We start from the raw sequence: 8,213 nt of genomic DNA, 5'->3' as shown, positions 1-8,213 counted from the left end.
CTGCCCCGGCGCCCGCACCCGCGGCCCCGGTTGCTGCCCCGGCTCCGGCCCCGGCCGCCGCTCCGGCCGCACCCGCACCCGCACCCGCACCGAGCGGCGACGCCACCCCGTACGTCACCCCGCTGGTCCGCAAGCTCGCGACCGAGAACAAGGTCGACCTGTCCACCGTGACCGGCACCGGCGTCGGCGGCCGCATCCGCAAGCAGGACGTGCTCGCCGCGGCCGAGGCCAAGAAGGCCCCGGCTGCCGCCGCCCCCGCCGCCGCTGCTGCTCCGGCCGCACCGGCCGCCGGCGTCCGCCCGGAGCTCGCGAACCTGCGCGGCACCACCCAGAAGGTCAACCGGATCCGCCAGATCACGGCGGTCAAGACCCGGGAGTCGCTGCAGACCACCGCGCAGCTGACCCAGACCTTCGAGGTCGACGTCACCAAGATCGCCGCCCTGCGCGCCCAGGCCAAGGCCGGGTTCGCCGAGCGCGAGGGCGTGAACCTGACCTTCCTGCCGTTCTTCGCCAAGGCCGTGGTCGAGGCGCTCGGAGCGCACCCGAACGTCAACGCCAGCTACAACGAGGACGCCAAGGAGATCACCTACCACGCGGCCGAGCACCTGGGCATCGCCGTGGACACCGAGCAGGGCCTGCTCTCCCCGGTGATCCACAACGCCGGCGACCTGTCGCTGGCCGGCCTGGCCCGCGCCATCGCGGACATCGCCAAGCGTGCCCGCTCCGGTGGGCTCAAGCCGGACGAGCTGTCCGGTGGCACCTTCACGATCACCAACATCGGCAGCCAGGGCGCGCTCTTCGACACCCCGATCCTGGTCCCGCCGCAGGCCGCGATGCTGGGCACGGGCGCGATCGTCAAGCGTCCGGTGGTGGTCACCGACGAGACCGGCAACGAGTCCATCGGCGTCCGGTCGATGTGCTACCTGCCGCTGACCTACGACCACCGCCTGGTCGACGGCGCCGACGCGGGTCGGTTCCTCACCACGATCAAGCAGCGACTGGAGGAGGCCTCCTTCGAGGCAGACCTGGGTCTCTAGGTCGCTTCGCTCAGCGGTCTCCAGGTCGCACCGCTCCGCGGTCTGCAGGTAGGCCGCACACGCTGTCCGTCGGGGGCACCATCGATACTGATGGTGCCCCCGACGACGTGAAGGAGGCAGTACCCATGCGCGTGATCATCGCCGGCTCGTCCGGACTCGTCGGCACCGCCCTGGTGGCCGCACTGCGCGCCGACGGGCACGACATTCGACGCCTGGTCCGGCGCCCCACCGCGGGCCCGGACGAGTACCGCTGGTCCCCGCCGGACGGCGCGATCGCGCCCGGCGCCTTCAACGGCGTCGACGCGGTGGTGAACCTGTGCGGAGCCGGCATCGGCGACCACCGCTGGACGAGCGCGTACAAACAGCACCTGCGCGACAGCCGCCTCACCGCCACCGACGTGCTCGCCACCGCGGCCGCCGAGGCCGGCGTGCCGACCCTGCTCAACGCCAGCGCCGTCGGCTACTACGGCGACACCGGCGACCGCGCCGTCGACGAGACGGCGCCGCCCGGGCCCGGTTTCCTCGCCGACCTGTGCCGCGACTGGGAACGGGCGACCGGACCGGCCCGCGCGGGTGGGGTCCGCACGGTCCTGCTGCGCAGCGGCACGGTGGTCGCGCGGCACGGCGGACTGCTCGGCAAGCTCCGCCCCCTCTTCGCCTACGGGCTCGGCGGTCGACTCGGCAACGGCCGTCAGTACCTGTCGTGGATCTCGCTCGAGGACGAGGTCGAGGCGGTGAAGTTCGTGCTGCGCACCGACTCCGTCGACGGCCCGGTGAACCTGACCGGCCCCTCCCCGGTCACCAATGCCTCCTTCACCGCCGCACTCGGCCGCGCGCTGCACCGGCCGACCCCGTGGGTGGTGCCCGGGTTCGCCGTCTCGGCCCTCGTCGGGGAGTTCGCCGACGAGGCCGTCCTGACCGGCCAACGCGTGCTGCCGACGGTCCTCGAGGACGCCGGTTACGCCTTCCGCCACACCACCATCGGCGAGGCGCTCGCGGCCGCCGTGGCACCGGAGCGCTCCTGAGGATCTCCGTCGCAGGCGACCTCGACCGGGTACGCGGCGGGCCCGCCCGCGGGCGTAACGTGTGGTCGATGAGCAGTCGCACGATCTCCGCCCGATTCAGCGCAGAACCCCTCGAGGTCCGGAACCTCGGCAGCGTGGACTACCGGGCCGCGTGGGAGATGCAGCGGGAGCTGGCCGACGAGCGCGCCCAGGACCGCGGGCGCGACACCATGCTCCTGCTCGAGCACCCGTCCGTGTACACCGCGGGACGCCGGACCGCGCCGGAGGACCGGCCCACCGACGGCACCCCGGTGATCGACGTCGACCGCGGCGGAAAGCTCACCTGGCACGGCCCCGGCCAGCTGGTCGGCTACCCGATCGTCAAGCTGGCCGAGCCGGTTGACGTGGTGAACTACGTGCGCCGCCTCGAGCAGGCGCTGATCTCGGTGTGCGGCGACCTCGGCGTCGACTGCGGCCGCGTCGAGGGCCGCTCCGGGGTGTGGCTGCCCGCCGCCCTCACCGACGGCGCCTGGCTGCCCGAGCGCAAGATCGCCGCGATCGGGGTCCGGGTGCAGCGCGGCGTCGCCCTGCACGGCTTCGCGCTCAACTGCAACGCCGTGCTCGACGCCTTCGACGAGATCATCCCGTGCGGGATCACCGACGCCGGCGTCACCTCGCTGACCCGGGAACTGGGTCGCGAGGTGACCGTGGAGTCGGTCACCCCGGCCGTCACCGCCGCCGTCGCCGCCGCCCTGGACGGCACCCTCCCCGTCGCCGAGCACGACATCGAGCGGGTCACCTACGACGCCGCGGCGGCGTCCGCGCGGCCCGCGCAGGCCGGCACCGCGCGGCCCGCCACGACGCCGGAGTTCACCACCCACCGATTCGGCTGAACGGGGCTCTCCCGGTCGGCYGCGGCGGAACCGGCGGGCGTACCATCGGTCCCGTGACTGTGGCCCCAGAAGGACGCAAACTGCTCCGTATCGAGATCCGAAACGCGGAGACCCCCATCGAGCGCAAGCCCAACYGGATCAAGACCCGCGCGAAGATGGGCCCGGAGTACACCGAGCTCAAGTCGCTGGTCAAGAGCGAGGGCCTGCACACCGTCTGCGAAGAGGCCGGCTGCCCCAACATCTACGAATGCTGGGAAGACCGCGAGGCCACCTTCCTCATCGGCGGCGAGCAGTGCACCCGTCGCTGCGACTTCTGCCAGATCGACACCGGCAAGCCCACCGACCTCGACCGGGACGAGCCGCGCCGGGTGGCCGAGTCGGTGCAGTCGATGGGTCTGCGGTACTCGACCATCACCGGCGTCGCCCGCGACGACCTGCCCGACGGCGGCGCGTGGCTCTACGCGGAGACCGTCCGCCAGATCCACGAGCTCAACCCGGGCACCGGCGTGGAGAACCTGGTCCCCGACTTCAACGGCAAGCCGGACCTGCTCGCCGAGGTCTTCGAGTCGCGCCCCGAGGTGCTCGCGCACAACCTCGAGACGGTGCCGCGGATCTTCAAGCGGATCCGGCCGGCGTTCCGGTACGAGCGTTCGCTCGGTGTGCTCACCGCCGCCCGCGACTTCGGCCTGGTCACCAAGTCCAACCTGATCCTCGGCATGGGCGAGACCCCCGAAGAGGTCCAGCAGGCGATGGTGGACCTGCACGAGGCCGGCTGCGACATCATCACCATCACCCAGTACCTGCGCCCGTCGCCGCGGCACCATCCCGTCGAGCGCTGGGTCAAGCCGGAGGAGTTCGTCGACCACTCCGAGTTCGCCACCGAGCTCGGCTTCGCCGGCGTGATGGCGGGCCCGTTGGTCCGTTCCTCGTACCGGGCCGGCCGCCTCTACGCGCAGGCGATGGCGCACCACGGGCGCGCGCTGCCCGAGGGCCAGGCCCACCTCGCCGAGGGCGGCAGCGCCTCGCAGGAGGCCAGTTCGCTGATGGAGCGCCTCGCGGCGCGCGCCTGACCGCACCACCGCGGGCAGGCCACCGGGGCTCGACCACCGGACGGGTGCGCTCGACGCCTCGCCAGGGACGTATCCTGTGAGCTATGGCGAACGGCAAGGGCAAACCCACCAAAGAGGCGAAGGCGGCCGCGAAAGCGGTCCGTAAGCAGGCATCGAAGGAGCGCAGGAGCCAGCTCTGGCAGGCGTTCCAGATGCAGCGCAAGGAGGACAAGCTCCTCCTGCCGCTGATGATCGGCTCGGTGATCGGCCTGGCCGTGGCATTCTTCCTGGTCGGACTGATCTTCAACGTCCAGTGGTTCCTGCTGCCGATCGGCATCATGCTCGGCGCGCTGCTCGCGTTCGTGATCTTCGGCCGACGGGTGCAGAAGAGCGTCTACCGCAAGGCGGACGGCCAGGCGGGCGCGGCGGCGTGGGCGCTGGACAACCTGCAGGGCTCCTGGCGGGTCAGCAATGCGATCGCCGGCACCACCCAGCTCGACGCGGTGCACCGGGTCCTCGGGCGTCCCGGCGTCATCCTGGTCGGCGAGGGTGCGCCCCAGCGGGTGAAGACCCTGCTCGCGCAGGAGAAGAAGAAGACCGCGCGACTCGTCGGCGACACCCCGATCTACGAGATCGTCATCGGCAACGACGAGGGCCAGGTCCCCCTCGCGCAGCTGCAGAAGTACCTGTCCAAGCTGCCCAAGAACATCGACACCAAGCGGATGGACACCATCGAGTCGCGCCTCTCGGCACTGGGCAAGCGCAGCGGTCCCGCGATGCCGAAGGGTCCGATGCCCGCAGGCGCCAAGATGAAGAGCGTCCAGCGCACCATGCGTCGACGCTGAGCCGCCGGTGAGCCGAGCCCGTTCCCGGCTCGCCACACAGACGAAGGGCACCTGCCCGGACAGATTTGCTCCGTCCGCGCAGGTGCCCTTCGTTCGTTCCGGGTCTGACGCCGTGCGACTACCGGGAGCGCACCAGCGCGGTACCGGTGGCGCGGTCGTGCATGCCGCGGCCGTCCGTGTCGGTGATCAGCGCGGGCACCACGAACACCAGCAGCACCTGCCGGGCCAGGGCCCGCACGATGCCGACGGGCACCGCCGCGTCCACCCGGGCCACCTGCAGGCCGACCACGAACTGGCCGGGGGTGAAGGAGAACAGCGTCACCGTCACGACGCCGACGACGAACCACACCCCCAGGATGACGGTGCCCAGCATGCCGGAGTACAGGTCGCCGCCGAGGATCAGCAGCGCGACGCCGCCGCCCATGAGCCAGTCCACCATGAACGCCCCGAGCCGTCGGGACGTGCTCACCAGCGACCCCGGACCGGACTCCGGCAGGCCGAGCCGTTCGCCGCGGTAGCGGTCCTCGGTGCCGTCCGCACCCTTGGGGAGGGCCGCAGAGGGGCCAGAGAGCCAGGATCCGGTCATGCGTGACATGACCTCAAGGATAGGCGGGATCCGCCGAGCTCACCGACACGCCCTCGCGGATGTGACCTGCGTCGTAATACGCGACGTGTAACACTGGCGAAACATAACCTTGATTGTTGGGCAACACCGGTTCCCTACCGTCACCCTCGACGCAAACCCGCCGCAATCAACACTGGCTGGGACCCAACTGAAGGAGCACAAGCGTGGCGTTCAGCACGGCCGAAGAGGTCATCAAGTTCATTGCCGACGAGAACATCGAGTACGTCGACATTCGCTTCACCGATCTGCCGGGCGTTCAGCAGCACTTCTCCATCCCGGCCAGCGCGTTCAACAAGGACGTCTTCGAGGACGGCCTGGCGTTCGACGGCTCCTCGGTGCGTGGATTCCAGTCGATCCACGAGTCGGACATGATGCTGCTGCCCGACGTCAGCACCGCCCGCGTCGACCAGTTCCGCGCCGCGAAGACGCTGAACATCGATTTCTTCGTGCATGACCCGTTCACCCGGGAGGCCTACAGCCGCGACCCGCGTAACGTCGCCCGCAAGGCCGAGGAGTACCTGGCCAGCACCGGCATCGCCGACACCGCGTACTTCGGCGCCGAGGCCGAGTTCTACATCTTCGACTCGGTCCGCTACGACTCGGGCATGAACCACGCGTTCTACGAGCTGGACTCCGTCTCCGGCGCCTGGAACACCGGCGCCGACCGCAACCCCGACGGCAGCCCGAACCTCGGCTACAAGGTCCGCGCCAAGGGCGGCTACTTCCCCGTCGCCCCGTACGACCACTACGTCGACCTGCGCGACGCGATCTCGACCAACCTGCAGAACGCGGGCTTCGAGCTCGAGCGCGGCCACCACGAGGTCGGCACCGGCGGCCAGCAGGAGATCAACTACAAGTTCGGCACGCTGCTCGCCGCGGCCGACGACCTGCAGCTGTTCAAGTACATCGTCAAGAACACCGCCTGGCAGCACGGCAAGTCCGCGACCTTCATGCCGAAGCCGCTCTTCGGTGACAACGGCTCGGGCATGCACGTGCACCAGTCGCTGTGGAAGGACGGCAAGCCGCTCTTCCACGACGAGTCCGGCTACGCGGGCCTGTCCGACATGGCGCGCCACTACATCGGCGGCATCCTGCACCACGCGCCGTCGCTGCTGGCGTTCACCAACCCGACGATCAACTCGTACCACCGTCTGGTGCCGGGCTACGAGGCCCCCATCAACCTGGTGTACAGCCAGCGCAACCGCTCCGCGGCCGTGCGCATCCCGATCACCGGCAACAACCCGAAGGCCAAGCGCATCGAGTTCCGCGCACCGGACTCCTCGGGCAACCCGTACCTGAACTTCGCCGCGCAGATGATGGCCGGCCTGGACGGCATCAAGAACAAGATCGAGCCGATGGCGCCGGTCGACAAGGACCTCTACGAGCTCCCGCCGGAGGAGGCCCGCAACATCCCGCAGGCCCCCACCAACCTGTCCACGGTCATCGACCGCCTCGAGCAGGACCACGAGTACCTCACCGAGGGTGGCGTGTTCACCACCGACCTGATCGAGACCTGGATCTCGATCAAGCGCGAGCAGGAGATCGCCCCGGTCAACCTGCGGCCGCACCCGTACGAGTTCGAGCTCTACTACGACGTGTGAGCCGGCTAACGCCTTGACCAGTGTGTTGAGGCGTTCAGCACTTCGCTAGTCCGCAACGAGTCCGCACGAGCCGCAATCACTTACGCGGCTCGTGCGGACTCGTCTGCGTCTGGCCACAGGTGCGCGCCAGTTGGCGAACAGCCCGCTAGCTGCCGAACAGGTCTTGAAGCGAACCGTTCGGCGAAGTGGGTGAGATCTCGACGGTCACGTCGGTGGTGGCATCCGGCGTCACGCCGTTGCTCGCGGTGACGGTGATCGGGAACGACCCCGCCACGGTGGGCGTCCCCGACAGCACACCCGCAGCGGACAGGGCGATTCCGGCAGGAAGCGGGTCCGTCGTGGTCACCGTCGGGGCCGGGGTGCCGGCGACCGTGAACGCGAAGTTGTACGCGACGCCGACCGTGCCCGCCGACGGCGTGCCCGAGATGGTGGGGGCGTCACCGAAGGGATCGACGGTGACGTCGAAGGTGAGGGTGCCCGGACCACCCACGGCGGTGCTCACATTGCAGGTGACCTCCGTCGTTCCCACAGAGAACACGCTTCCCGACGCAGGGGTGCAGGGTCCGAACGTGACGTCATAGCCATAGACCGTCGTGGGATCGACCCAGGAGACCGTCGCGGTGCCGCCCGGGCCCGCCTGCGCGGTCTGGTTTCCGGGGCTCAGCTGCGTCCCGGTGAAGTCCGCACCGGTCAGGTTCGCATTGGTCAGGATGGTCAGCCCCACGTCCTGGCCGAGAGTTGCGTTCTTCAGGTCCGCTTCGGTCAGGTTTGCGCCGGACAGGTCCGTAGCGACGAAGTTCGCGCCGGACAACTCTGCGTAGGACAGGTCCAGGCCGGACAGGTCAGCGCCGGACAGGTCAGCGCCGGGGCAGACCGTGTGATTGGCCGGGGTGGGACTGGAAACGATCGTGCAGGTGCCGATCACGATGTCGGCCGCCGCAACGGGCGCCACCGCCACCAACCCGGCCACGGCCACCCCGCCACCGAGCATCATCACACCGGATCGTCGCGCCCAGCCACGAGCGATCCGGGAAGAACTTGTCGTCGACCATGTCTTCATGTCAACTCCTGCTCGTCAGAGACTCGACTGTCCTGTCCGTAGTGCAGCTGAATCCAGTCGCCTGTCCCACCATCCCGACCACCCCGAAGCATGCCAGCA

General features: G+C 69.8%; 8 protein-coding genes. 6 read left to right on the top strand and 2 right to left on the bottom strand.

What is annotated here, in order from left to right:
- The 5 genes from sucB to AC1DU4_RS18875 form a co-directional block, all read left to right on the top strand.
- A partial coding sequence (gene sucB / locus AC1DU4_RS18895) for a 2-oxoglutarate dehydrogenase, E2 component, dihydrolipoamide succinyltransferase (RefSeq protein ID WP_477842339.1) occupies positions 1-1,037 on the top strand: 1,037 nt, incomplete at its 5' end.
- A gap of 125 nt (positions 1,038-1,162) precedes the next feature.
- Complete coding sequence (locus AC1DU4_RS18890) at positions 1,163-2,062, top strand: TIGR01777 family oxidoreductase (RefSeq protein WP_477842337.1); 900 nt, start codon at positions 1,163-1,165, stop codon at positions 2,060-2,062.
- 68 nt (positions 2,063-2,130) lie between these two features.
- Positions 2,131-2,934, top strand: coding sequence for a lipoyl(octanoyl) transferase LipB (lipB, locus tag AC1DU4_RS18885; RefSeq protein ID WP_477842335.1), 804 nt, complete (start codon positions 2,131-2,133; stop codon positions 2,932-2,934).
- A gap of 53 nt (positions 2,935-2,987) precedes the next feature.
- The gene (lipA, locus tag AC1DU4_RS18880; RefSeq protein WP_477842333.1) at positions 2,988-4,004 is read left to right on the top strand and encodes a lipoyl synthase; all 1,017 of its coding nucleotides are present in this window, start codon (positions 2,988-2,990) and stop codon (positions 4,002-4,004) included.
- An 83-nt stretch (positions 4,005-4,087) separates the two neighbouring features.
- Positions 4,088-4,828, top strand: a complete 741-nt coding sequence (locus AC1DU4_RS18875; RefSeq protein ID WP_477842331.1) for a DUF4191 domain-containing protein — start codon at positions 4,088-4,090, stop codon at positions 4,826-4,828.
- A gap of 118 nt (positions 4,829-4,946) precedes the next feature.
- Here the strand turns inward: AC1DU4_RS18875 and AC1DU4_RS18870 are convergent, their stop codons facing one another.
- Entirely contained in the window at positions 4,947-5,423 is a 477-nt protein-coding gene (locus AC1DU4_RS18870) for an RDD family protein (RefSeq protein ID WP_072847300.1), read from the bottom strand.
- A gap of 194 nt (positions 5,424-5,617) precedes the next feature.
- On the opposite strand from AC1DU4_RS18870, the gene glnA reads away from it, so the two are divergent.
- Positions 5,618-7,054, top strand: coding sequence for a type I glutamate--ammonia ligase (glnA, locus tag AC1DU4_RS18865; protein ID WP_477842329.1), 1,437 nt, complete (start codon positions 5,618-5,620; stop codon positions 7,052-7,054).
- A gap of 145 nt (positions 7,055-7,199) precedes the next feature.
- Here the strand turns inward: glnA and AC1DU4_RS18860 are convergent, their stop codons facing one another.
- Positions 7,200-8,114, bottom strand: coding sequence for a pentapeptide repeat-containing protein (locus tag AC1DU4_RS18860; protein WP_477842327.1), 915 nt, complete (start codon positions 8,112-8,114; stop codon positions 7,200-7,202).
- Between the last annotated feature and the right edge of the window lie 99 nt (positions 8,115-8,213).

This window comes from Rhodococcus sp. P4_F5, assembly GCF_056401315.1.
The sequence above is the reverse complement of the archived record's forward strand: the minus strand, read 5'-3'. Positions and strand labels throughout refer to the sequence as shown.